20 protein-coding genes are annotated in these 23,388 nt (G+C 63.8%); 5 read left to right on the top strand and 15 right to left on the bottom strand.

Going from position 1 to position 23,388, the window contains the following annotated elements; translation table 11 throughout:
* The 8 genes from hscA to AB3X89_RS31500 form a co-directional block, all read right to left on the bottom strand.
* Positions 1–1,686, bottom strand: a 1,686-nt coding sequence (gene hscA / locus AB3X89_RS31535) for a Fe-S protein assembly chaperone HscA (protein ID WP_368586763.1), incomplete at its 3' end; no start/stop codon positions are given.
* A gap of 177 nt (positions 1,687–1,863) precedes the next feature.
* Positions 1,864–2,391 carry a Fe-S protein assembly co-chaperone HscB gene (gene hscB / locus AB3X89_RS31530; RefSeq protein WP_368586762.1) on the bottom strand — a complete coding sequence of 176 codons (528 nt, stop codon included), beginning with the start codon at positions 2,389–2,391 and terminating at the stop codon, positions 1,864–1,866.
* 138 nt (positions 2,392–2,529) lie between these two features.
* Entirely contained in the window at positions 2,530–2,853 is a 324-nt protein-coding gene (iscA, locus tag AB3X89_RS31525; protein ID WP_129959361.1) for an iron-sulfur cluster assembly protein IscA, read from the bottom strand.
* A gap of 79 nt (positions 2,854–2,932) precedes the next feature.
* Complete coding sequence (gene iscU / locus AB3X89_RS31520; protein WP_013089817.1) at positions 2,933–3,346, bottom strand: Fe-S cluster assembly scaffold IscU; 414 nt, start codon at positions 3,344–3,346, stop codon at positions 2,933–2,935.
* Between the two features lie 72 nt (positions 3,347–3,418).
* Positions 3,419–4,642 carry an IscS subfamily cysteine desulfurase gene (locus AB3X89_RS31515; RefSeq protein WP_368586761.1) on the bottom strand — a complete coding sequence of 408 codons (1,224 nt, stop codon included), beginning with the start codon at positions 4,640–4,642 and terminating at the stop codon, positions 3,419–3,421.
* Positions 4,643–4,726: 84 nt separating this feature from the next.
* Entirely contained in the window at positions 4,727–5,257 is a 531-nt protein-coding gene (iscR, locus tag AB3X89_RS31510) for a Fe-S cluster assembly transcriptional regulator IscR (protein WP_013089819.1), read from the bottom strand.
* 197 nt (positions 5,258–5,454) lie between these two features.
* Entirely contained in the window at positions 5,455–5,952 is a 498-nt protein-coding gene (locus AB3X89_RS31505; RefSeq protein ID WP_368586760.1) for a low molecular weight protein-tyrosine-phosphatase, read from the bottom strand.
* Positions 5,953–6,106: 154 nt separating this feature from the next.
* Entirely contained in the window at positions 6,107–6,346 is a 240-nt protein-coding gene (locus AB3X89_RS31500) for a hypothetical protein (protein WP_368586759.1), read from the bottom strand.
* 275 nt (positions 6,347–6,621) lie between these two features.
* On the opposite strand from AB3X89_RS31500, the gene AB3X89_RS31495 reads away from it, so the two are divergent.
* Positions 6,622–7,128: a hypothetical protein gene (locus AB3X89_RS31495; protein WP_368586758.1), complete on the top strand. Its 507-nt coding sequence runs from the start codon at positions 6,622–6,624 to the stop codon at positions 7,126–7,128.
* Positions 7,129–7,218: 90 nt separating this feature from the next.
* On the opposite strand, the gene AB3X89_RS31490 is transcribed toward AB3X89_RS31495, so the two are convergent.
* The gene (locus tag AB3X89_RS31490) at positions 7,219–8,634 is read right to left on the bottom strand and encodes a lactate utilization protein B (RefSeq protein WP_368586757.1); all 1,416 of its coding nucleotides are present in this window, start codon (positions 8,632–8,634) and stop codon (positions 7,219–7,221) included.
* Positions 8,635–8,745: 111 nt separating this feature from the next.
* Positions 8,746–9,468 (bottom strand): (Fe-S)-binding protein, encoded by a 723-nt coding sequence (locus AB3X89_RS31485; RefSeq protein WP_368586756.1) that lies wholly within the window; start codon positions 9,466–9,468, stop codon positions 8,746–8,748.
* Between the two features lie 180 nt (positions 9,469–9,648).
* On the opposite strand from AB3X89_RS31485, the gene AB3X89_RS31480 reads away from it, so the two are divergent.
* Positions 9,649–10,473, top strand: a complete 825-nt coding sequence (locus AB3X89_RS31480; protein WP_176126472.1) for an IclR family transcriptional regulator — start codon at positions 9,649–9,651, stop codon at positions 10,471–10,473.
* A gap of 129 nt (positions 10,474–10,602) precedes the next feature.
* Here the strand turns inward: AB3X89_RS31480 and pbpG are convergent, their stop codons facing one another.
* On the bottom strand, positions 10,603–11,817 hold the full coding sequence (pbpG, locus tag AB3X89_RS31475) for a D-alanyl-D-alanine endopeptidase (protein WP_368586755.1): 1,215 nt from the start codon (positions 11,815–11,817) through the stop codon (positions 10,603–10,605).
* Positions 11,818–12,597: 780 nt separating this feature from the next.
* Here pbpG and AB3X89_RS31470 point away from each other — a divergent pair.
* Positions 12,598–13,173 (top strand): phasin family protein, encoded by a 576-nt coding sequence (locus tag AB3X89_RS31470; RefSeq protein WP_013089827.1) that lies wholly within the window; start codon positions 12,598–12,600, stop codon positions 13,171–13,173.
* On the opposite strand, the gene AB3X89_RS31465 is transcribed toward AB3X89_RS31470, so the two are convergent.
* From AB3X89_RS31465 to aceE, 4 genes are all read right to left on the bottom strand, one after another.
* Complete coding sequence (locus AB3X89_RS31465; RefSeq protein ID WP_368586754.1) at positions 13,170–13,415, bottom strand: hypothetical protein; 246 nt, start codon at positions 13,413–13,415, stop codon at positions 13,170–13,172. The two genes, AB3X89_RS31470 and AB3X89_RS31465, sit on opposite strands and share 4 nt — an antisense overlap.
* 82 nt (positions 13,416–13,497) lie before the next feature.
* Positions 13,498–15,270 (bottom strand): dihydrolipoyl dehydrogenase, encoded by a 1,773-nt coding sequence (lpdA, locus tag AB3X89_RS31460; protein WP_368586753.1) that lies wholly within the window; start codon positions 15,268–15,270, stop codon positions 13,498–13,500.
* A 132-nt stretch (positions 15,271–15,402) separates the two neighbouring features.
* Positions 15,403–17,052 carry a dihydrolipoyllysine-residue acetyltransferase gene (gene aceF / locus AB3X89_RS31455; RefSeq protein WP_368586752.1) on the bottom strand — a complete coding sequence of 550 codons (1,650 nt, stop codon included), beginning with the start codon at positions 17,050–17,052 and terminating at the stop codon, positions 15,403–15,405.
* Positions 17,053–17,135: 83 nt separating this feature from the next.
* Positions 17,136–19,841: a pyruvate dehydrogenase (acetyl-transferring), homodimeric type gene (gene aceE / locus AB3X89_RS31450; RefSeq protein ID WP_368586751.1), complete on the bottom strand. Its 2,706-nt coding sequence runs from the start codon at positions 19,839–19,841 to the stop codon at positions 17,136–17,138.
* Positions 19,842–20,116: 275 nt separating this feature from the next.
* On the opposite strand from aceE, the gene fixL reads away from it, so the two are divergent.
* The gene (gene fixL, locus AB3X89_RS31445; RefSeq protein WP_217710116.1) at positions 20,117–22,633 is read left to right on the top strand and encodes a PAS domain-containing sensor histidine kinase; all 2,517 of its coding nucleotides are present in this window, start codon (positions 20,117–20,119) and stop codon (positions 22,631–22,633) included.
* Positions 22,630–23,274, top strand: coding sequence for an oxygen response regulator transcription factor FixJ (fixJ, locus tag AB3X89_RS31440; protein ID WP_008922736.1), 645 nt, complete (start codon positions 22,630–22,632; stop codon positions 23,272–23,274). Before fixL ends, fixJ begins: the two co-directional genes overlap by 4 nt.
* Positions 23,275–23,388: the final 114 nt, after the last annotated feature.

Raw genomic sequence — 23,388 nt, 5'->3', positions numbered from 1 at the left:
GTCGAGCAGTTCGGCGTCGGCGGCGAGCGCCGCGTCGGTCGCTTCGACGAGACGCTGCGCTTCGACCTGCGCCTCGCGCAGAGCGCGCGCGCGCATATCGACTTCAGCGGTCGAAAAGCTGTCTTCCAGCATGCGCGCGATGTCGTCGTCGGCAAGGCCATACGAAGGCTTCACGACGACCGACGCCTCCACGCCCGACGCGAGTTCGCGCGCGAACACGGACAGCAGGCCGTCGGCGTCGACCTGATAGGTCACGCGAATTCGCGCGGCGCCCGCGGCCATCGGCGGAATGCCGCGCAGCTCGAAGCGCGCGAGCGACCGGCAATCGCTGACGAGCTCGCGCTCGCCTTGCACGACGTGAATCGCCATCGCGGTCTGGCCGTCCTTGAAGGTCGTGAAATCCTGCGCGCGCGCGACCGGAATCGTCGAGTTGCGCGGAATGATCTTCTCGGTGAGACCGCCCATCGTTTCGACGCCGAGCGACAGCGGAATCACGTCGAGCAGCAGCCACTCGTCGCCTTCCGCGCCGCGGTTGCCGGCGAGCAGATCGGCCTGGATCGCCGCTCCGAGCGCGACGACCTGATCCGGATCGAGATTGACGAGCGGCGGCTGGCCGAAGAACGCCTCGACCGCGCGGCGGATCACCGGCATGCGCGTCGCGCCGCCGACCAGCACGACGCCCTTGATGTCCTTCGTGGTGACCTTCGCGTCGCGCAGCGCCTTCTTCGTCGGACCCAGCGTGCGTTGCACCAGCTCGGCCGTGATGGTCTCGAAGGTGGCTTCGTCGATCGTCAGATCGAGCGCGGTGCCGTTGGCAAGCGTGAGCTTGAGGTCAGCCTTCGGCGCGCTCGACAACGCCTCCTTGGCCTCGCGCACGCTATCGAGCAGCAGGCGCACGTCGTGCGGTGCGAGCGTCTGCGGAGCGATGCCGGCCTGTTCGAGCACATGGCGGTACAGCGCATGATCGAAGTCGTCGCCGCCGAGCGCGGAATCGCCGCCCGCCGCCAGCACTTCGAACACGCCCTTGGTGAGCTTCAGGATCGACAGGTCGAAGGTACCGCCGCCGAGGTCGTAGACCGCGTACAGACCTTCGGCGCCGTTGTCGAGACCGTAGGCGATCGCGGCCGCGGTCGGTTCGTTCAGCAGCCGCAGCACGTTCAGCCCCGCGAGGCGCGCAGCGTCTTTCGTCGCCTGGCGCTGCGCTTCGTCGAAGTAAGCGGGCACCGTGATCACCGCGCCGACCAGTTCGTCGCCGAGCGTGTCTTCGGCGCGCTGGCGCAGCGTCGCGAGAATTTCAGCCGATACTTCCACCGGGCTCTTCACGCCGTCGACGGTGCGGATCTGCACCATGCCGGGTGCGTCGATGAAGTCGTACGGCGCGTTTTCGGCGCCTTCCACCTCGGCCTTGCCGCGGCCCATGAAGCGCTTGACCGACACGATCGTATTGCGCGGGTCGCTGGCGGCCTCGGCCTTCGCCCGGCGGCCGATGCGACGGCCGCCCTGTTCCAGGTAGCGCACCACCGACGGCAGCAGCACGTGCCCGTCTTCGTCGGGCAGCACATCGGGCACGCCGCTGCGCACGGCGGCGACGAGGGAGTTGGTGGTGCCGAGATCGATACCGACCGCCAGACGCCGCTGGTGAGGCGCCGGCGCCATGCCGGGTTCGGAGATTTGCAATAAGGCCATCTGGATCTTCTCGGGGACGTTGTGCCCCGTCCTGAATGTTCGCGTTGCTGGGGGTGATGCCACGGCTCGCGGCCGGGTTTTTGTTTGTCGCTTGCTACATCGCTGCCTGCTGGTGCTGCTTCGGCGTGGTGCTGCTTGCCTGCGCCGCGCTCTTTGCCCGCGTCGCACGAAACCGCGCTAGCCTTCGAGCCGCTCGATCTGCGCGTCGATTTCCGACGCGACGCGCTCGATGAACATCATCTGCCGCACCGCCTCGGCCGCCGCCTGATTCGCACCGCTGTCGAGCGATGCGCCGAGCTTGTCCAAGCGCTGACGTTCCTCGTCGCGCAACTCCGTGAGCAGCGCGTCGAGCGCGTCGACGTTCTTCGCCGCTGCCGCATCCTCGATGTTCTCGCGCCACTCCATTTGCTGCATCAGGAACGCGGGCTCCATCGCCGTGTTGTTCTCCGCGCCGACGTTGATGCCGCGCAGCGACAGCAGATAGGTCGCGCGCTTGAGCGGATCGCGCAGCGTCTGATACGCCTCGTTCGCGCGCGTCGCCCATTGCATCGCGATGCGCTTTTGCGCATCGCCGGCCGCCGCGAAGCGATCCGGATGCACCTGCGCCTGCACGGTGCGGTACGCATGATCGAGCGTGCTCGCGTCGAGCGCGAATTGCGCCGGCAGACCAAACAGATCGAAGTGGCTGTCGTTCAGCGATGCCATCGGATTAAAGTCCGTTGATGAAAACCTGGTGGGGAAACGTTGGGCCGTGTCAGGCGTGAGCGCTTCGCACGCGTGCGGATCAAACTAAAAAGGCGGCCCGCGCCGCCTTTGATCCGCCGCACGCGGAAAGTAACGAATCTAGACGCGGAACGACTCGCCGCAGCCGCATTCGTCTTTCACGTTCGGGTTGTTGAACTTGAAGCCTTCGTTCAGCCCTTCGCGCGCGAAGTCGAGTTCCGTGCCGTCGATATACGCGAGACTCTTCGGGTCGACGACGACCTTCACGCCGCCTGTCTCGAACACCTGATCTTCCGGCGCGAGTTCGTCCACGTACTCGAGCTTGTAGGCGAGGCCCGAGCAACCGGTGGTGCGCACGCCGACGCGCAACCCGATGCCTTTACCACGACGGGTCAGATACTTCTGGACGTGCTGTGCTGCCTTTTCGGTCAACGTAATTGCCATAACGTTTCTCAGTTGCCGGAGTGCGCGGCGCGTATTCGCGCCCCGCTCACCGGTTGCTTCGTTCTTACCTTGTTGCCGCTCAGGCGGCCTTGCCGTCTTCGGCAACCGCCGCTTCGCCGTGGCGCTGCTTGTAGTCGGCGACCGCTGCCTTGATCGCGTCTTCCGCGAGAATCGAGCAATGGATCTTCACCGGCGGCAGTGCCAGTTCTTCGGCGATCTGCGTGTTCTTGATCGACATGGCCTGGTCGAGCGTCTTGCCCTTCACCCATTCGGTGACGAGCGAGCTCGACGCGATGGCCGAGCCGCAGCCGTAGGTCTTGAACTTCGCGTCTTCGATAATGCCGTCCGCACCAACGCGGATCTGCAGCTTCATCACGTCGCCGCAGGCCGGCGCGCCGACCATGCCGGTACCGACCGTATCGTCGTCCTTGGCGAAGGAACCGACGTTGCGCGGGTTTTCGTAGTGGTCGAGGACCTTGTCGCTATAAGCCATGATTACACTCCTTGATTCGTTTCAACCTGCAATCCGATGAACGTTCGACGTCGATTTCGTTCCGCGGGCGCGTTAGTGCGCGGCCCACTGGATGGTCGACAGATCGATGCCGTCCTTGTGCATTTCCCACAGCGGCGACAAATCGCGCAGCTTGGAAATCTTCGTCTTCAGCAGGTTGATCACGTAGTCGATTTCCTGCTCGGTCGTGAAGCGTCCCACCGTGAAGCGGATCGAGCTGTGCGCCAGTTCGTCGTTGCGGCCAAGTGCGCGCAGCACGTACGACGGCTCCAGCGACGCCGACGTGCACGCCGAGCCCGACGACACCGCGACGTCCTTCACCGCCATGATCAGCGATTCGCCTTCGACGAAATTGAAGCTGATGTTCAGGTTGTGCGGCACACGCTTTTCCATGTCGCCGTTCACATACACTTCCTCGATTTCCGACAAGCCTTTGAGCAAACGGTCACGCAGCATGCGGATGCGCTCGTTTTCGGTCGCCATCTCTTCACGCGCGATACGGAACGCTTCGCCCATGCCGACGATCTGGTGCGTGGCGAGCGTGCCCGAACGCATACCGCGCTCGTGGCCGCCGCCGTGCATCTGCGCCTCGATACGGATACGCGGCTTGCGACGCACGTACAGCGCGCCGATGCCCTTCGGGCCGTAGGTCTTGTGCGCCGAGAACGACATCAGGTCGACCTTCAGCTTCTGCAGATCGATCTGGATCTTGCCGGTGGCCTGCGCCGCGTCGACGTGGAAAATGATGCCCTTTTCACGCGTGATCTCGCCGATCGCCTCGATGTCCTGGATCACGCCGATCTCGTTGTTGACCGACATTACCGACACCAGAATCGTGTCCGGGCGCAGCGCCGCCTTGAATGCGTCGAGGTCGATCAGACCGTCGTCCTTGACATCGAGATACGTAACTTCGAAGCCTTCGCGCTCGAGCTCGCGGGTCGTGTCGAGCACGGCCTTGTGCTCGGTCTTCACCGTGACGATGTGCTTGCCCTTGCTCTTGTAGAAGTGCGCGGCACCTTTCAGAGCGAGGTTGTCCGACTCCGTCGCACCCGAGGTCCAGATGATTTCGCGCGGATCGGCATTCACGAGCGCGGCGACTTGCTCGCGCGCTTCCTCGACCGCGCGCTCGGCCGTCCAGCCATAAGAGTGGCTTCGCGACGCGGGGTTGCCGAACTGCTCGCGCAGATACGGAATCATCTTGTCCACCACACGCGGATCGATCGGCGTCGTGGCGCTGTAGTCCATGTAGATGGGCAGATGGAGAGAGTCGTTGTTCATCAATTGCTCCGGGGACGTCATGTGCTCTGGCTTCTGGATTCGATATGGGGCTGCGGCGGAAGATTTCCTATTGCGCGCCGCGCTTCACGATCCGGCCATGTTGAAAACGGAATTGGGACCCTTGGGCGCCACGCGGACGGGTTCGACCGCCGGCGCGTCGCTGCGCCTGTCGCGCAGCACCGCCGGCGCGCCTTCGCGCGAACGCTGCTGGTCGACCAGATCCTTTAGCGAGACCGAATCGAGGTATTCGACCATTTTCTGGTTCAGCGTCGACCACAGCTCGTGCGTCATGCAGTGGCCATCGTGCTGCTTGGTGCCTTCGCACGTGCCCTTGCCGCCGCACTGGGTGGCGTCGAGCGGCTCGTCGACCGCGATGATGATGTCGGCCACCGTCACCTCTTCGGCACGGCGCGCGAGATTGTAGCCACCGCCGGGTCCGCGCACGGACTCGACGATTTCATGACGGCGCAGCTTGCCAAACAGCTGCTCGAGATACGACAGGGAGATGTGTTGGCGCTGGCTGATGCCCGCAAGCGTCACCGGGCCCTGCTCCTGGCGCAACGCCAGGTCGATCATCGCCGTGACGGCGAAACGGCCTTTCGTGGTGAGTCTCATATGATGTGGGAACCGCAATTCTCGACAAGTTTGGTCAAGTATAAATACATGACCGATTTAGTCAAGTATGGGCGGTAAATTTTGTGTCAGCTGCTTAATTGATTGCCCTACTTCGGCGCCAGGCCGCACGCGTGACGTTCCCGACATGTCCGCGTTTGTCCGCACGCGTGCATCGCCCGGGTTGTTCGCCCCGATACCTACGCGAGCAATTGCGGGCGCAGCGCGGCGATCAGCCCGCGGCAAGCTGCTTCGCACTGATCGAGCACCAACTCGAAGCCTTCCGCGCCACCGAAATACGGGTCGACGACCTCTCGCGCGCCGCTCCAGCGCCCATCCGACTCCGGCACGAACTCCATCAGCAGACGGATCTTGTCGCGCTGAGCGGGCGGGCAGATCTGACGCAACGCGGCGACGTTGCGGTCGTCCATGGCAATCAGCAGATCGAAGCGCTCGAAGTCCGCGACCGTGATCTGGCGGCCGCGCAGCGCGTCGAGCGTATAGCCGCGCTGGCGCGCCGCGTGTTGCGCGCGTTCGTCGGGCGGCGCGCCGATGTGCCAATCGCCAGTGCCGGCCGAATCGATCAGAATGCGGTCCGCGAGCTTCGCCTCGTCGACCAGATGACGCATCACGCCCTCCGCCGTCGGTGAACGGCAGATATTCCCGAGGCAAACGAAACAGATGGACACAGTTTTCATCAGGGATTCTTCGACGCTCCAGGCGCCGGGCGTGAGGTCGTCAGCCAGTCAGCGGACTGCGCCGCGATTATACAAACCTCGACGGATTCGCGCCGGGTGTGGTACAGCCGCGCACGCGCAGCGGGCTTCGTACCGCCACAGTTCGCCGTCCTGCTTACGATGCCTCGGCCAACGGGGTCGCCGCGGCGGCAGGCAACGGTTTGGCCGGCAGTGCCGACGCGGTGTCGATCATGCCGTACGACACGGCGCGTGCGAGTTCGGCGGTCAGATGGTTGGCGTCGAGCGGCATCTGCGAAGCGCGCGACGAGGTATGGCCGTTGACGTGCTGATACGCGAGCACCGCGAGCGATACAACGATGGCAAGAGGCCAGTACACCGCTATTGTCTTTTTCATGATGTGTTTTCCAATTAGGGGCGCATGAGCTTTTGGCGCACTATGCCCAGCCGAAATCCTATAGGAATTCACAATCAGGAAAAACCCGCGCGCGCGGGATAGATCGTTGCTCGAAATGGAACAGTCAATTGAGAGCGCTGCGAGGAGCGACTGGGCACCGCTGGCACGAAAAAGAAGAGCTTACAAACTCATACAAAACCGGCGCGACGGAAAGCGATAATGATGGTCTTATTCTTACATCGACATTTCTTTGCACTTGCAACTGGTCCTACAAAATGAAACGCATTGCACCTCTCGCTGGTCTCGTGGCCGCCGCGCTGGTCGGCGGCTGCGCGGTCTATCCGGACGGCACGCCGATGTATGGCAACGGCTACGGCGCCTATAGCGGCTATGACGGTTACGCGCCGGGCGCCGCGGTCGTGCCGCAAACCAATGTGTACCTCGGCTACAGCGATTACGGACCAGGACGCTACTACGGCCCGCCGCCGGGCCCGGGCTTTCGCGGTCATCCGGGCGATAACGACTGGCACCACGGCAATCACGGCGACGATCGGGGCAACAATGGTGGCGGCCCTGGACAGCCGCACGGCGGGCCACCGCCGCAGGGCGCAGCGGGCGGTCCGCACGGCCCCAGCGGCGCCAATGGCGGCCCGCGCCCCGGCGCAGGTGGCCCGCCGCCGTCCCAGCCGCAGCCACAGCCGCAAGCAGGCAACGGCGGTCGGGGCAACGACTGGGCGCGAAATCCGCCCGCCCGTCACCCGGGGCAACCGACGGAACATTGAGGACCGTCCGGCGCTGAGCTAGTCTCGCCCGCGCCCACGGTGACGGCAGCGTGAGCTCGCAGCCGTCAAACCACTCCCGCTGCCGCCGGCTCAGCCAAGATGGCTGCGCTGCGCGGCATACAACTCCCGGAACGTACGACCCACCGGCGCTGGCATGTCGCGCGTATCGGTCCAGCCCGCGCCCCCCAGCGGCAGCTTTGCAATCGACCGATTGCGCCCACCCAGGCGCTCCAGCACCCGCACGGCGAGTTTCGTGAAGAGCGCATAGGCATCGGGATGCAGCGCGAGCCAACCCCACAGCGCCAACCCGGCGCGCTCCTTCCAAGGCCGCAGGTGGCGCTCCATCTGCTTTTCGCGCAGCTTGCGCAACAGATCGGACAACGGGATACCGACCGGGCACACGCTATTGCATTCGCCGCACAGCGTTGCTGCTTGCGGCAAATCGAGCGCCTTGTCGATGCCGACATAGCTCGGCGTCAGCACCGAGCCCATCGGCCCCGGATACACCCACCCATACGCATGGCCGCCGACCTTCTGATACACCGGGCAATGATTCATGCACGCGCCGCAGCGGATGCAGCGGAGCATCTCCTGAAAGTCTCCGCCGATCAGCCCAGTTCGGCCACCGTCGACGAGCACCACGTACATATGCTCGGGCCCGTCCTGATCTCCCGCGCCTCGCGGCCCGGTCAGCACCGAAAAATAGTTCGAGGTGGCCTGCCCGGTTGCCGAGCGCGGCAGCAGGCGCATCGCGGTCGCGAGATCCTCGAGCGTCGGCAGAACCTTTTCGATGCCGGTGACAGCGACGTGCACGCGCGGCATCACCGTGCACATGCCCTCGTTGCCCTCGTTGGTCACGATCGCCACCGAGCCCGTTTCCGCGATGACGAAATTGCCGCCCGTCACGGCCATGTCCGCGCTCAGAAAGTGCGGCCGCAGCATCTCGCGCGCCTCGCGCGTCATGTCGGGAATCTCGGTGAGCCGCGGCCGACCGTGGGTCTTCGCGAACAGATCGGCGATCTCGTCCTTATCCTTGTGAACCACCGGCGCGATGATGTGGCTCGGCGGCTCGTTGTCGTTGATCTGCAGGATGTATTCGCCCAGATCGGTTTCGATCGACTGCACGCCCATCTGCCCAAGCACTTCGTTCAGGCGCATTTCCTCGGTGACCATCGACTTCGTCTTGATCACCTTCTTCACGTCGTGCCTGCGGGCGATGTCGCCGACGAGCCGTGCGGCCTCCTGCGTGGTCTCGGCGAACAGCACCGTCACGCCGCGCCTAGTCGCCTCGCGCTCGAAGGTTTCGAGCCACACGTCGAGATTCTCGAGCGCGCGATTGCGACGCTCCTTGAGCGCCGCGCGGGTCGCCGGAAAGTCGATCGCGGTGATCGCGCTCGCGCGCGCCGACACGAACTTCGTGGACAGCTTGGTCAGGTTCTGCTGCAGGCGCTGGTCGGCGAGTTTCTGACCGGCGCGAGCCTTGAACTGCATCGATTGGACTTGCATGGCGGCCCTGATGAGATCGGATTGAAACGCGCGGCGTATCCGCGCGCGACGCAATGCGTGAAAGACGAGAGACACGCGACGCGACCAATGGCCGGGTTCGCCGCGCGGGGCTTACACGTCGCCGGCCAGCACCTGCGCGATGTGCAGCACGCGCGTCGTGGAGTCGCCCTGACGGCGCAGCCGCCCTTCGATATTCAACATGCAGCCGAGGTCGCCGAGCACGACCGTACCGGCGCCGCTCGCCGCGATGTTGGCGCACTTTTCGTCGACGATCGCGGTCGAGATATCGCCGTACTTGACCGCGAACGTGCCGCCGAAGCCGCAGCAATGTTCGCAGTCCTTCATCTCGGTGACCGAGACGCCGACCTGCGCGAGAAGTTCGCGCGGCTGCGCCTTGACGCCCAGTTCCCGCAAGCCCGAACATGAGTCGTGATAAGTCACCTGTCCTGGGAACTCGCAGGGTTGCAGCTGCACCTTTGCGACATTGACGAGGAAGTCCGTCAGTTCGAACACCTTGCCGCGCAGGCGGCCGAAACGGTTCATCAGTTCGGGATCGTCGCGGAACAGGTCACCGTAGTGCGCGCGGATCATGCCGCCGCACGAGCCCGACGGCACCACCAGGTAGTCGAACTGTTCGAACTCGCGCAGCGTTTTCTCGGCGAGTTCGCGCGCGAGCCGGCGGTCTCCGGAGTTGTAGGCGGGTTGCCCGCAACAGGTTTGCGCAGGCGGCACCACGACCTCGAAACCGGCGCCTTCGATCAGCTTGATGACCGAAAAACCGATCTCGGGACGCATCAGGTCGATCAGGCACGTGACGAACAATCCGACTCGCATGAGCCCTCCTTTCGGGGAAACGTCCCTGATTATCCGCTGTTTGCCGGTGCAATACCAACGGCCGGAAGGCATAGGAAGCACGCACCGTCGGATTGGAAGCGCGCCTCGAAGCGCGTTCGCTTTTTTCACAATACGAGATACAATCAGTTTTCGCTGTTTGATGCATCCACCGATTCTCATATGAGCGATACGAACCCGGATCCCAAAACCTCGATCCAGGTGATCGAACGCATGATGCGCCTGCTCGACGCACTGGCGGCACATAGCGACCCGGTCAGCCTGAAAGAACTTGCCCTCCGCACGGAGTTGCACCCCTCCACCGCGCACCGCATCCTGAACGATATGGTGATGTGCCGGCTGGTCGACCGTTCGGACCCCGGCACCTACCGTCTCGGCATGCGCCTGCTCGAACTCGGCAATCTCGTCAAGGCGCGCCTGTCCGTGCGCGACGCGGCGCTTACGCCGATGCGCGAGCTGCACCGTCAGACCGGGCAGACCGTGAACCTGTCGGTGCGTCAGGGCGACGAAATCGTGTATATCGAACGCGCGTATTCGGAGCGCTCTGGCATGCAGGTGGTGCGGGCGATCGGCGGGCGTGCGCCGCTCCATCTGACTTCGGTCGGCAAGCTGTTTCTCGCCGCCGACGAAGCCACCCGCGTGCGGGCCTATGCAACCCGCACCGGTCTGTCGGGCCACACGCAGAACAGCATCACCGATCTCGCGAAACTCGAGCGCGAGTTGTCGCACGTGCGCCAGCAGGCCTGCGCGCGCGACAACGAGGAACTGGAGTTGGGCGTGCGCTGCATCGCCGCCGGCATTTACGACGATACGGGCAAGCTGGTCGCGGGGCTGTCGCTGTCGGCGCCGGCCGATCGCTTGCAGGATTCGTGGCTCGGGCAGTTGAGCCAGACCGCGTTGATGATTTCGGAGTCGCTAGGGTACCGGCCGCAGGCGCAGCAGGATCATTCGCACGGCTCGCACAGTTCACACGGCCAGCATTCGTAGGCCGCACGCGCAGCGGCCGTTTGGCCGCCGTTGCACCCTTGCGCTCGCTCTCTTCGACGCCAAAGAAAAAGCCTCGCATCCGCGAGGCTTTTTCTTTGCGATAACCGCAGCCGGCAAATCGTTCCGGCTTCAGGTACCGGGACCGCCGGCATCCGCGCTCGTGATACGCGCCTGGTCGCCGCCGTTGTCGAGCCATGTACGCAGACGCGTCGCGTCCGCGAAACGCGAGTACTTGCCCGACGAATCGAGCAGCACCACGATCATCGGCCGGCCGTGGATGGTCGCCTGCATCACGAGACACTCGCCCGCTTCGTTGATGAAGCCGGTCTTCTGCAGACCGATGTCCCACGTCGGGTTGCGCACCAGCGCGTTCGTGCTGTTATACGCGAGCGTGCGCTTGCCGGTGTACACCTCGTAGCTGTGATCGGTCGAGAACTTGCGGATCAACGGGTACTGATACGCCGCGTTGACCATCTTCACCAGATCGCGCGCGCTCGACACGTTCATGCTCGTCAGACCGGTCGGGTTCTCGAAGTGCGTGTCGTTCATGCCGAGTTGCCTGGCCTTCGCGTTCATCGCCGCCAGGAACGCCGGGCGGCCGCCCGGGTAGTAGCGTGACAACGCCGCCGCCGCGCGGTTTTCCGACGCCATCAGCGCGATGTGCAGCATGTCTTCTCGCGAGAGCACCGAGCCCACCGCCAAACGCGAACCAGTGTTCTTCTCGTAGTCGCGGTCTTCGTCGGTGACTTCGATCTGGTCGGTCATCGGCTCTTTCGAATCGAGCACCACCATCGCGGTCATCAGCTTGCTGATCGACGCGATCGGCACCACGGCACGCGAGTTCTTGTCGAACAGCGTCTCGCCGCTGTTCTGGTCGACTACGTAGGCGACGCTCGAGCGCAGCATCAGCGCGTCCGGTGTCTCGTGCAAACCAAACGCCTGGCCGACGCTCGGTTGGCGCGGCTCGTACGCGACGCGTCGCATCACCGAATGGTGTCGGCCGTTCACCGCGAACGTCACACGCTTACGTTTGACGTTGGCGCGCGGCGCATCTTCGTCGGCGGCAGCGGCTTTCACGGCCTCGCCCTTGCCGGCTTTCGCTGCCTCAGCCTTGCCGGCTTTCGCCGCACGGCTCGACACTTTTTCAGGGGCGGCCGCTTGCGCCGGCTTTTTGGCGGTTTTTGCGTGTTTGGAAGTTTTTGCGGATGCAGCAGACGTAGCTGCAAAAGTGCTGACAGGCGTAGCGAACGCAGCTGTGACGGCCAGCGAGACGGCCACCGATAGAGCGGTGCTGCGCGCCGCGCCGTGGAGCGCCTTTAGCGACGAAAACATGTCGGTTTTCATGGGTGTTCGATAGGGAGCGGCGAGAGGTTTCCGCAAGTGTAGTAAAGCAACGAAAAATTAGCAATTTGAAGCACTTATACGCGGTCCTTAAACCGGCTTGTCAGCTCCGATCGCGAAAACACAAATAAGTGCCGCGCCTCGATCGAAAAAAACGATCGTCGCCAGCAAGCCTCGCCATTGCTGCCGCCCAGCCCAACCGAGCAGATCCTTGCAGGATAACGGCAATTTTGAGACAACCTTGATCCGGGGAAATACTGTCAGAGCGCCGGCGCACACTACTGCGCCGCGCCGTGCGGGCGTTGCGAGCGTGCGACAGACTTTTAAGTGTCTAACGAAAGTCGCTAACGCGCGTTCGACTGCCTTCGTTCTTTAACGTTCCTTGTCATCGGGTGGTTTACATCGAATCGATGATGATTGGTTTTTCAGGGACGAAGCGCTGCGATGCTACGCGTGCCGGGCCCGCAAAAAGGTTTTGACAGGGAAAATAATCTCCTGACTGCCTGTTGAGCGGGTCGTTTACCTCGCACCAGCAAGGTGCAAGGACCCAATCGTTCCGCGTCATATTAATAACATGCCTACTGCATAACCTGTTGTTTTATCGGCGCTTTCTTAACATTGTGCGACGCACAAAAAACGCTTGACATTCTTTGTGACCATCCTAAAATGGGAACCATTGCTGCGATGCACAATACATCGCAGTCCTGGCGGACGATTAATCGGCGTCTTGCCACCCACCCAATGCGGTCCGCACAGACCGGCCGCGATCCAGGAGCGTAAACCATGACTCTGCTGACCCCTGAGCAATTCGCCGCAGCCCAGAAAGCCAACTTCGAAACCCTGTTCGGCCTGACGACCAAAGCATTTGAAGGCGTCGAAAAGCTGGTTGAGCTGAACCTGCAAGTTGTGAAGTCGACGCTCGCCGAAAGCCAGGAAAATGCCCAACGCGCGCTGTCCGTGAAGGACGCGCAGGAACTGCTGGCACTGCAAGCAAGCCTTGCACAGCCGGTCGCTGAAAAGGCGCTGTCGTATGGCCGCCACGTGTACGAAATCGTTTCGGCAACGCAAGGTGAATTCACCCGCGTCGCGGAAGCACAATTCGAAGAGCAAAACCGCAAGGTTCAGGCGCTCGTCGAAAACGTCGCCAAGAACGCACCGGCTGGTTCGGAAACCGCTGTCGCCGTGATGAAGTCGGCTATCACCGCGGCCAACACCACGTACGAAACGGTCCACAAGGCAACCCGCCAGGCTGTCGAAATCGCCGAAAGCAACTTCAATGCAGCTGCAACGGCTGCTTCGAAGGCAGCTTCGCAAGCCGCTGCACAAGCATCGCGCGCTGCCGCCAAGAAGGCAGTCTAAGCTTCACGCATCAACACGCCAGGCTTTAAATACCTGGCGTCGTCGTCTTTCACGCCGGCCCAGCCTTCGCGCTGCGCCGGCGTTATCGCAAGCAACAGCGTCGTGCCGTTGCCGCTTATACGGTTTGATGGGCCGAACGCTCCGATACGTTGCAATGACGTATCGTTTGCCCGGCCGCCAAGCCGGGATTTTTTTGCCCGCCTACCGGGCGCCAGGAAAACAGAAACGGCGCGCTCCGACATGGAGCGCGCCGTTTTTCTTTGCGCCACAGCCTGACCCGCTTCGCCGGGCCCGCATGTCGCGATGCAGGCCCGGCGCACCGCCTTACTTCTTCTTGACGGGCGGCAGATCGGTACAGACGCCTTCATACAACTCGGCCGCCATGCCGATCGATTCGCCGAGCGTCGGATGCGGATGGATCGTCTTGCCGATATCCGTGGCGTCCGCGCCCATCTCGATCGCGAGACAGACCTCGCTGATCAGGTCGCCCGCGTTCAGACCGACGATACCGCCGCCGATCACGCGATGCGTCTCCTCATCGAACAGCAGCTTCGTGAAGCCTTCGTCGCGGCCGTTGGCGATCGCGCGGCCCGACGCGGCCCACGGAAACACCGCCTTGCCGAACTTGATGCCTTCGGCTTTCAGCTGGTCTTCCGTCTTGCCGGCCCATGCCACTTCCGGATCGGTGTAAGCCACCGACGGAATCTGCATCGCGTCGAAATACGCCTTCTCGCCATGCGCGGCTTCCGCCGCCACGTGGCCTTCGTGCACGGCCTTGTGCGCGAGCATCGGCTGACCGACGATATCGCCGATCGCGAAGATGTGCGGCACGTTCGTGCGCTGCTGCTTGTCGACTTCGATGAAGCCGCGATCGGTCACCGCGACCCCGGCCTTTTCCGCGCCGATCCGCTTGCCGTTCGGCGAGCGGCCCACGGCCACCAGCACGAGGTCATAGCGTTGCGGCTCGGCCGGCGCCTTCTCGCCCTCGAACGACACGTAAATACCGTCGTCCTTCGCTTCGGCCGCGACGGTCTTGGTCTTCAGCATCACGTTCGCGAAACGCTTGCTGTTGTACTTCTCCCAGACCTTGACCAGATCGCGGTCCGCGCCGGTCATCAGGCCTTCGAGCATTTCGACGACGTCGATCTGCGCGCCGAGCGTCGAGTACACGGTCGCCATTTCGAGACCGATGATGCCGCCGCCGATCACGAGCATGCGCTGCGGAATCTGGCGCAGTTCGAGCGCGCCGGTCGAATCGACGACCCGCGGGTCTTCCGGAATGAACGGCAGCTTCACCGCTTCCGAGCCCGCGGCGATGATCGCCTGCTTGAACTTGACGACCTTCTTGCCGCCCTCGGTCTGCACTTCCATGTGGTTCGGATCGACGAACGCGCCGGTGCCCGTCACCACTTCGACTTTGCGCATCTTGGCCATGCCCGCGAGACCGCCGGTCAGCTTCTTGACCACGCCGGATTTGAAATCGCGCAGCTTGTCGAGGTCGATCTGCGGCTTGCCGAACGTGATGCCGTGCGACGCGAGATCTGCCGCTTCGTCGATGACGAGCGCGGTGTGCAGCAGCGCCTTCGACGGGATACAGCCGACGTTCAGACACACGCCGCCGAGCGTCGGATAACGCTCGACCAGCACGGTCTTCATACCGAGATCGGCGGAGCGGAACGCGGCGGAATAGCCGCCGGGGCCCGAACCGAGCACGAGCATGTCGCACTCGATGTCCGCGCTGCCCGCATAGCTGCCGGCCTGCGGCGCCGGTGCGGCGGCCTTCGGCGCGGCAGGCGCCGGTGCGGGCGCCGCCTTTTCCGGTTCCTTCGCCGCGGGCGCGGCCGCAGCCGCGCCGCCCGCCGCTGCCTCGACGAGAGCGATCACCGTGCCCTGCGAAACCTTGTCGCCCGGCTTGATGCGCACTTCCTTGACGGTGCCGGCGGTATCGCTCGGCACTTCCATCGACGCCTTGTCGGATTCGAGCGTCAGCAGCGACTGCTCCTGCTCGATGACGTCACCCGGCTTGATGTTGACTTCGATGACGTCGACGTCCTTGAAGTCACCGATGTCCGGCACTTTTACTTCGACGAGACTCATGGTGTCCCCTTCTCTTATTGATCGATGATGAGCGGCGCGTTCGGCGCGCACGGCGCACGCGAACGCGCGGACGGCGCGGCGCGGATCAGTTGGAACTATCCGCGCCCGCGCCGGCGGACCTCACCCAGCCGGTCAAAGAATCACACGCCGGAAATCGGCAAGAATCGAACCGAGGTATGCGTTGAAGCGCGCGGCTTCCGCTCCGTCGATCACGCGATGGTCATACGACAGCGACAGCGGCATGGTCAGGCGCGGCTCGAACTGCTTGCCATCCCACACCGGCTTCATCGCGCTGCGCGACAGGCCGAGAATCGCGACTTCAGGCGCGTTGATGATCGGCGTGAAGTGCGTGCCGCCGATACCGCCCAGCGACGAGATCGAGAAGCAGCCACCTTGCATCTGGTCCGGCTTCAGCTTGCCTTCGCGCGCGGCCTTCGACAGGTCGGCCATTTCCTTCGCGATGTCGACGAGACCCTTTTTGTCCGCGTCGCGAATCACCGGAACGACGAGGCCGTTCGGCGTGTCCGCGGCAAAACCGATGTGGTAGTACTGCTTGAACACCAGGTTGTCGCCGTCGAGGCTCGCGTTGAAGGTCGGGAATTTCTTCAGGGCCGCCACGCAGGCCTTGATCACGAACGCGAGCATCGTGAACTTGACGCCCGCCTTTTCGTGTTCCTTGTTCAGCTTCACGCGCAGCGCTTCGAGCTCGGTGATGTCCGCTTCGTCGTTGTTCGTGACGTGCGGGATCATGACCCAGTTGCGATGCAGGTTCGCGCCCGAGATTTTCTTGATGCGCGACAGCGGCTTCGGATCGATCGGACCGAACTTCGTGAAGTCGACCTTCGGCCACGGCAGCAGATTCAGCTCGCCACCGCCGGCGGCCGGCGCGGCGGCTCCTGCCGGCGCCGCGCGCTGGCCGGTCATCACGCCCTTCACGAACGCGGTCACGTCGGCCTGCGTAATGCGGCCCTTCGGACCCGTGCCCTTCACCTGGCTCACGTCGACGCCGAGTTCGCGTGCGAACTTGCGCACCGACGGCGAAGCGTGGCTCGGATGACGCGTGCCGCCTTCGCCGGCCGGGATCAGGGGCGCCTGTGCAAGCGCGGACGGCGCGGCCGGTGCCGGGGTCGGCGTGGCCGGTGCGTCGGACGGCTTTTCGGCCGGCGCCTTCGCAGCCGGTGCCGGCGCGGGTGCCGGAGCAGCGCCGCCTTCCGCTTCGATCACGACGATGACCGAGCCTTCCGACACGGTATCGCCAACCTTGACCTTCACTTCCTTGACGACGCCGGCGGCCGAGCTCGGCACGTCCATCGTCGCCTTGTCAGATTCGAGCGTGACGAGCGACTGTTCCTTCTCGACGCGATCGCCGACCTTCACCGCGATCTCGATCACGGGAACGTCTTTGTAGTCGCCGATATCCGGCACCTTGATTTCCTGCACGCCGCCTGCCGCCGCGGGCGCGGGCGCCGCGGCCGGAGCTGCCGCCGGTGCCGGTGCCGCTGCAGGAGCCGCCGCCGGCGCGGGCGCCGCGGCTGCCGCGTTGGCGCCTTCCAGCACGACGATCAGCGTGCCTTCGGACACCGCATCGCCGACCTTGACCTTCACTTCCTTGACGACGCCGTCAGCCGAGCTCGGCACGTCCATCGTCGCCTTGTCGGATTCCAGCGTAACGAGCGATTGCTCTTTTTCGACGGTGTCACCCGCCTTTACCAGCACCTCGATCACAGGGACGTCCTTGTAATCGCCGATGTCCGGCACCTTGACTTCGATCGCTTGACTCATTGTTAGTGTCTCCTGGGCCGCGCACGCCGCCTGCCCCTCGCGACGAGGAGCAGGCGCGTGCATCGTGGCACACGGGTGATGCCTTAGACGGTCATCGGGTTGGGTTTGGCGGGATCAAGGTTGTACTTCTTGAGCGCCTCGGCGACCACCTTGCGTTCGATCGTGCCTTCGTCTGCCAGCGCGTTGAGCGCGGCGACCGTGACCCAGTAGCGATCGACTTCGAAGAAGTGACGCAGCTTCTCGCGCGTGTCCGAACGGCCGTAGCCGTCGGTGCCCAGCACGACGAACTTCTGCGGCACGAACGCGCGGATCTGCTCGGTCAGCGCACGCACGTAGTCGGTCGATGCGATGACCGGACCCGGCGCGTCCTTCAGCAGCTTCTCGACGTGCGACAGCTTCTTCTCTTCGGTCGGGTGCAGCAGGTTCCAGCGCTGCACTTCGTGACCTTCGCGCGCGAGCTCGGTGAAGCTCGGCACGCTCCACAGGTCGGCGTTGACGCCCCAGTCGTTCTTCAGCAGGTCGGCCGCGGCGATCACTTCGTTGAAGATCGTGCCCGCGCCCATCAGCTGTACATGCGGCGCCTTCTTGTCGGCAGCGGTCTTGCTGAACGAGTACATGCCCTTGATGATGTCCTCGGCCACGCTTTCCAGCCCCGCGCCCTGCGGGATCGCCGGGTGCTCGTAGTTCTCGTTCATCACCGTGATGTAGTAATACACATCTTCCTGCTCGGCGACCATGCGGCGCAGACCGTCCTGCACGATGACCGCGAGTTCGTAGCCGAACGTCGGGTCGTAGCTGATGCAGTTCGGCACCGAAGCCGCCCACAGCAGCGAGTGGCCGTCTTCGTGTTGCAGACCTTCGCCGTTCAGGGTCGTGCGACCGGCCGTGCCGCCCAGCAGGAAGCCGCGCGAGCGCATGTCGCCCGCGGCCCATGCGAGGTCGCCGATGCGCTGGAAGCCGAACATCGAGTAGAAGATGTAGAACGGGATCATGATCTCGCCGTGCGTCGAGTACGACGTCGCGGCTGCGATCCAGTCGGCCATGCCGCCGGCTTCGTTGATGCCTTCCTGCAGGATCTGACCGGTTTCCGACTCACGGTAGAACATCAGCTGGTCGGAATCTTCCGGCACGTACTTCTGGCCGTCCTGATTCCAGATGCCGATCTGACGGAACAGACCTTCCATACCGAACGTACGCGACTCGTCCGGCACGATCGGCACGACGCGCTTGCCGAGCGCCTTGTCCTTCAGCAGTATGTTCAGGATCCGCACGAACGCCATCGTCGTGGAGATCTCGCGGCCTTCGCCCGTGCCCTTCAGGAGCGGCTCGAAAGCCGACAGTTCCGGCACCGGCAGCGACTGGGCCTTCTGACGACGCGCCGGCAGATAACCGCCGAGGTCCATGCGCTTCTGGCGCATGTATTCGAGTTCCTTCGAGCCTTCCTCGAAGGTCAGGTACGGCACGTCGACGATCTGCTCGTCCGTGATCGGCAGACGGAACTGGTCGCGGAATTTCTTCAGCTGCTCCACCTGCATCTTCTTCTGCTGGTGGGTGATGTTCATCGCCTGGCCGGCTTCGCCCATCCCGTAGCCCTTGATCGTCTTCGCGAGGATGACGGTCGGCTGGCCCTTCGAATTGGTCGCTTCCGTGAACGCCGCGTAGATCTTGTGCGGATCATGGCCGCCGCGGTTCAGATTCCAGATGTCGTCGTCGGACCAGTCGGCGACCAGCGCCTTCAGTTCCGGCGTGTTGAAGAAGTGCTCGCGCACGAACGCGCCCGACTCCGACTTGTACGTCTGGTATTCGCCGTCGACGACTTCCATCATGCGGCGCATCAGCGCGCCCGACTTGTCGCGCGCGAAGAGGGCATCCCAGCGGCTGCCCCAGATGACCTTGATCACGTTCCAGCCGGCGCCGCGGAATTCGCTTTCGAGTTCCTGGATGATCTTGCCGTTGCCGCGCACCGGACCGTCGAGACGCTGCAGGTTGCAGTTGATCACGAACACGAGGTTGTCCAGCCGCTCGCGGCCGGCCATGCCGATCGCGCCGAGCGATTCCGGCTCGTCCGTTTCGCCGTCGCCGAGGAAGGCCCAGACCTTGCGGCCGTCGGTCTTCGCGATGCCGCGCGCCTGCAGGTACTTCATGAAGCGCGCCTGGTAGATCGCCATGATCGGGCCGAGGCCCATCGACACGGTCGGGAATTGCCAGAAGTCCGGCATCAGCCACGGGTGCGGATACGACGAGATGCCCTCGCCGCCGACTTCCTGGCGGAAGTTGTCGAGCTGCTTGTCGGTCAGGCGACCGAGCAGGAACGCGCGCGAGTAGACGCCCGGCGACGAGTGGCCTTGCACGAACACGAGGTCACCACCGTGCTCGGCCGACGGTGCGTGCCAGAAGTGGTTGTAGCCGACGTCGTACAGCGTGGCGGCCGACGCGAACGACGCGATGTGGCCGCCGACGTTGGTTTCCTTGCCCGCGCGCAGCACCATTGCCATCGCGTTCCAGCGGGTGTACGAGCGGATGCGGTGTTCGATGTCCTGGTCGCCGGGGTTCTTGGCCTGGCGCGCGACCGGAATCGTGTTGATGTAAGGCGTGTTGGCGGAGAACGGCAGATGTTCGCCGTGCACCCGTGCAAATTCGATCTGCTTTTCGATCAGGTAGTGGGCACGGTCAGGGCCAACAGCAGAAATCACGCCATCCAGCGCTTCCAGCCATTCGCCGGTTTCCTGGGGATCGTCGTCTTTCTCGGCGGCGACATATTTCATGACTTCGTCGGGTACAGCGGACATGCTCGTCTCCTGGGTATGGGGAACGCACTTTGAACAGATCACGCGGACGCAGGATAGGCCGCGGCAGCACCGGCTGATTGTAATAAGGGTCCCGACGTCAACGCAATCAAATTTTCAAATTACGAGATCAATTCTCACAATACGGAAAATTGCTGCAACGCAACCTGGTTTGACTGCCGTTAGACCGATCCGTCGGCTAGTTTGCGCCGATTAACTGCACTTTCCGCGCTTTTTTGCGTCATTTGTCGGGGACGTGCTGAGCTACAATGCCACGCATGTTGACCGAACGGCTTTTCTCTCGCTCGGCGCGCACCGCGGGTTCGCCGGCGGATTCGTCGCCGTCCCCGCGCTGGCACCACGGACCCTGGTGGTCCAATTCCTATTTGCTGACGCCGCTGCTGTCGATCCTGGTATTCCTGGTCGTCATGAGCCTGATTCTCTGGAGTCTGAACCGGCGCGAACAGCAGCAGCAGGAAGACACGCTGTACCGCAACGTCGCGTGGGCGCAGCAGCAGATCCGGCTGTCGATGACAGGCGCGCAGGAACAGATTCAGGCTCTCGCGCGCGACCTCGCCGCCGGCCATGCCGACGAGCATTCGTTCCAGGTGAACACCACGGACATCATGCAGGGGCATCCCGAGATCCTCTACATGAACTGGTACACCGCTCAGCAGCAGCCGCGCTGGCCCAATGCCGCGCCGCCGGTGCTAGGCCAGCGGCTCGCGCGGCCCAACGACGCACAAATGGACGAAGCGGTCAAAGCTGGTTTCGCCGAGGCGCGCAACACGCGCCGCCAGGTGTACTCGCCGCTCATCTACGACGACCTCGGCAACGGCTTCATCACGTTGCAAACGCCGATCTTCCGCGACCGCGATTTCCTCGGCACGATCGCCGCGGTGTTCTCGGTGGAAGGCATTCTGAAGCGCGACATCCCGCCCGAGCTGTCGGCCAAATACAAGATCTCGATCATCGACGTGAACAACCGCGAGTTGACCACCACGTCGACCCGCCCGCGCCTGCCGCGCGACATGTTCTACGACCTGCCGCTCGACCCGCCGGGCCAGGGCATCTCGGTGCGCGTATACGCGTTCCCGCAGATCACCAACTTCACGAACAACACGCTGGTGTGGCTGGTCGCCGGCCTCTCCTGCTTCGTGCTGTGGAGCCTGTGGAGTCTGTGGAAGCACACCCGGCAGCGCTTCGAGGCGCAGCAGGCGCTTTACGCGGAAGCGTTTTTCCGCCGCGCAATGGAAAACTCGGTGCTGATCGGCATGCGCGTGCTCGACATGCACGGCCGCATCACGCACGTGAACCCGGCGTTCTGCCGCATGACCGGCTGGGACGAAAGCGACCTCGTCGGCAAGAGCGCGCCGTTCGCGTACTGGCCGCGCGACGCGTACCCGGAGATGCAGCGCCAGCTCGACATGACGCTGCGCGGCAAGGCGCCCTCGTCCGGCTTCGAGCTGCGCGTGCGGCGCAAGGACGGTTCGACGTTCCACGCACGGCTCTACGTGTCGCCGCTGATCGACAGCTCGGGCCGCCAGACTGGCTGGATGTCGTCGATGACCGACATCACCGAGCCGAAGCGCGCGCGCGAAGAACTCGCCGCCGCCCATGAGCGCTTCACGACCGTGCTCGAAAGCCTCGATGCGGCGGTGTCGGTGCTCGCCGCCGACGAAGCCGAACTGCTGTTCGCGAACCGCTACTACCGGCATCTGTTCGGCATCCGCCCGGACGGTCACCTCGAACTCGCGGGCGGCGGCTTCGACAGCTCGCAGGCGTCGTCCGATTCGATCGACATGGTCGACACCTTCGTCGGCCTGCCCGCCGCGGCGCTGACCGAAAGCACCGCCGACGCGCAGGAAATCTACATCCCCGGCATCCAGAAGTGGTTCGAGGTGCGGCGCCAGTACATCCAGTGGGTCGACGGCCATCTCGCGCAGATGCAGATCGCAACCGACATCACGACCCGCAAGCGCGCCCAGGAGCTGGCGCGCCAGCAGGACGAGAAGCTGCAGTTCACGAGCCGCCTGATGACGATGGGCGAAATGGCCTCGTCGCTCGCGCACGAATTGAACCAGCCGCTCGCCGCGATCAACAACTATTGCTCCGGGACCGTCGCACTGGTTAAATCCGGTCGGACGACGCCCGACAATCTGCTGCCGGTGCTCGAAAAGACCGCACAGCAGGCGGTGCGCGCCGGCATGATCATCAAGCGTATCCGCGAGTTCGTGAAGCGCAGCGAGCCGAAGCGTCAGGCCACGCGGGTCGCGGATATCGTCGCCGACGCGGTGGGTCTCGCCGAAATCGAGGCAAGAAAGCGGCGGATTCGCATCGTCACCGATCTGCGCTCGCGGCTGCCGGTGATCTACGTCGATCCGGTGCTGATCGAGCAGGTCCTGGTGAACCTGCTGAAGAACGGCGTCGAGGCGATGGCCGAAGCGCGCCCGAACGCGGTCGACCCAGTGATCCGCGTAGTCGTGCGGCTGGAGAGCGGCTTCGTTTGCATCAGCGTCGTCGATCAGGGGCCGGGCGTCGACGAAACGACCGCCGAGCGTCTGTTCGAACCGTTTTACAGCACCAAGTCCGATGGCATGGGCATGGGGCTGAACATTTGCCGTTCGATTATCGAATCGCATCGCGGGCGTCTGTGGGTGGTCAACAATGTCGAGTCCGACGGCCACATCACGGGTGCCACGTTCCATTGCAGTCTGCCTATTGGGGAGCCTGACGGCCCGAGCAACGGCGGGTCCGAGGCGCCGACACCACAAACCGTTACGGGAGAGCTATGAACAGCCCAGTCACCACCCAGGAAACCGTCTTTGTCGTCGACGACGACGAGGCCGTGCGAGATTCGCTGCGCTGGCTGCTGGAGGCGAACGGCTACCGCGTTCAATGCTTCCTGAGCGCAGAACAGTTCCTCGACGCATGGCAGCCGCATCAGCATCCGGGCCAGATCGCGTGCCTGATCCTCGACGTGCGGATGTCCGGCATGAGCGGGCTCGAGTTGCAGGAACGCCTGATCGCCGACAACGCTTCGCTGCCGATCATCTTCGTGACGGGCCACGGCGACGTGCCGATGGCCGTGTCGACGATGAAAAAAGGCGCGATGGACTTCATCGAAAAGCCGTTCGACGAAGCCGAACTGCGCAAGCTCGTCGAGCGCATGCTCGACAAGGCGCGCAGTGAAAGCACCAGCGTCCAGCAGCAGCGTGCCGCGGCCGAGCGCCTCGGCAAGCTGACCGCGCGTGAGCATCAGGTGCTCGAGCGGATCATCGCGGGCCGCCTGAACAAGCAGATCGCCGACGACCTCGGCATCAGCATCAAGACGGTCGAAGCGCATCGCGCGAACATCATGGAAAAGCTGAACGTCAACACGGTCGCCGATCTGCTGCGACTCGCGCTGTCGAACAAGCCGCAAACGGCGCAGTAACGTTGGTATGGACGGCCCTTCGCTCGGAGGGCCGTCTCTAAGTGACCGCCATGCGGCGGTTGCGTCGCCGGTTCGCGACGGCGTGAGCGTCGCTGAGTCCGGCGTGCGCGTGGC

This window comes from Paraburkholderia sp. BR14320, assembly GCF_040948665.1.
Lineage (GTDB): Bacteria > Pseudomonadota > Gammaproteobacteria > Burkholderiales > Burkholderiaceae > Paraburkholderia > Paraburkholderia youngii.
The sequence above is the reverse complement of the archived record's forward strand: the minus strand, read 5'-3'. Positions and strand labels throughout refer to the sequence as shown.

Excerpts from the sequence above, each read along its gene's own strand:
- iscR (WP_013089819.1), bottom strand. The coding sequence starts at position 5,257 with ATGAGACTCACCACGAAAGGCCGTTTCGCCGTCACGGCGATGATCGAC.
- fixL (WP_217710116.1), top strand. The coding sequence starts at position 20,117 with ATGTTGACCGAACGGCTTTTCTCTCGCTCGGCGCGCACCGCGGGTTCG.
- AB3X89_RS31470 (WP_013089827.1), top strand. The coding sequence starts at position 12,598 with ATGACTCTGCTGACCCCTGAGCAATTCGCCGCAGCCCAGAAAGCCAAC.
- AB3X89_RS31465 (WP_368586754.1), bottom strand. The coding sequence starts at position 13,415 with ATGTCGGAGCGCGCCGTTTCTGTTTTCCTGGCGCCCGGTAGGCGGGCA.
- AB3X89_RS31500 (WP_368586759.1), bottom strand. The coding sequence starts at position 6,346 with ATGAAAAAGACAATAGCGGTGTACTGGCCTCTTGCCATCGTTGTATCG.
- fixJ (WP_008922736.1), top strand. The coding sequence starts at position 22,630 with ATGAACAGCCCAGTCACCACCCAGGAAACCGTCTTTGTCGTCGACGAC.
- aceF (WP_368586752.1), bottom strand. The coding sequence starts at position 17,052 with ATGAGTCAAGCGATCGAAGTCAAGGTGCCGGACATCGGCGATTACAAG.
- aceE (WP_368586751.1), bottom strand. The coding sequence starts at position 19,841 with ATGTCCGCTGTACCCGACGAAGTCATGAAATATGTCGCCGCCGAGAAA.
- AB3X89_RS31505 (WP_368586760.1), bottom strand. The coding sequence starts at position 5,952 with ATGAAAACTGTGTCCATCTGTTTCGTTTGCCTCGGGAATATCTGCCGT.
- AB3X89_RS31490 (WP_368586757.1), bottom strand. The coding sequence starts at position 8,634 with ATGCAAGTCCAATCGATGCAGTTCAAGGCTCGCGCCGGTCAGAAACTC.
- pbpG (WP_368586755.1), bottom strand. The coding sequence starts at position 11,817 with ATGAAAACCGACATGTTTTCGTCGCTAAAGGCGCTCCACGGCGCGGCG.
- hscB (WP_368586762.1), bottom strand. The coding sequence starts at position 2,391 with ATGGCATCGCTGAACGACAGCCACTTCGATCTGTTTGGTCTGCCGGCG.
- iscA (WP_129959361.1), bottom strand. The coding sequence starts at position 2,853 with ATGGCAATTACGTTGACCGAAAAGGCAGCACAGCACGTCCAGAAGTAT.
- lpdA (WP_368586753.1), bottom strand. The coding sequence starts at position 15,270 with ATGAGTCTCGTCGAAGTAAAAGTGCCGGACATCGGTGACTTCAAGGAC.
- AB3X89_RS31515 (WP_368586761.1), bottom strand. The coding sequence starts at position 4,642 with ATGAACAACGACTCTCTCCATCTGCCCATCTACATGGACTACAGCGCC.
- AB3X89_RS31485 (WP_368586756.1), bottom strand. The coding sequence starts at position 9,468 with ATGCGAGTCGGATTGTTCGTCACGTGCCTGATCGACCTGATGCGTCCC.
- AB3X89_RS31480 (WP_176126472.1), top strand. The coding sequence starts at position 9,649 with ATGAGCGATACGAACCCGGATCCCAAAACCTCGATCCAGGTGATCGAA.
- AB3X89_RS31495 (WP_368586758.1), top strand. The coding sequence starts at position 6,622 with ATGAAACGCATTGCACCTCTCGCTGGTCTCGTGGCCGCCGCGCTGGTC.
- iscU (WP_013089817.1), bottom strand. The coding sequence starts at position 3,346 with ATGGCTTATAGCGACAAGGTCCTCGACCACTACGAAAACCCGCGCAAC.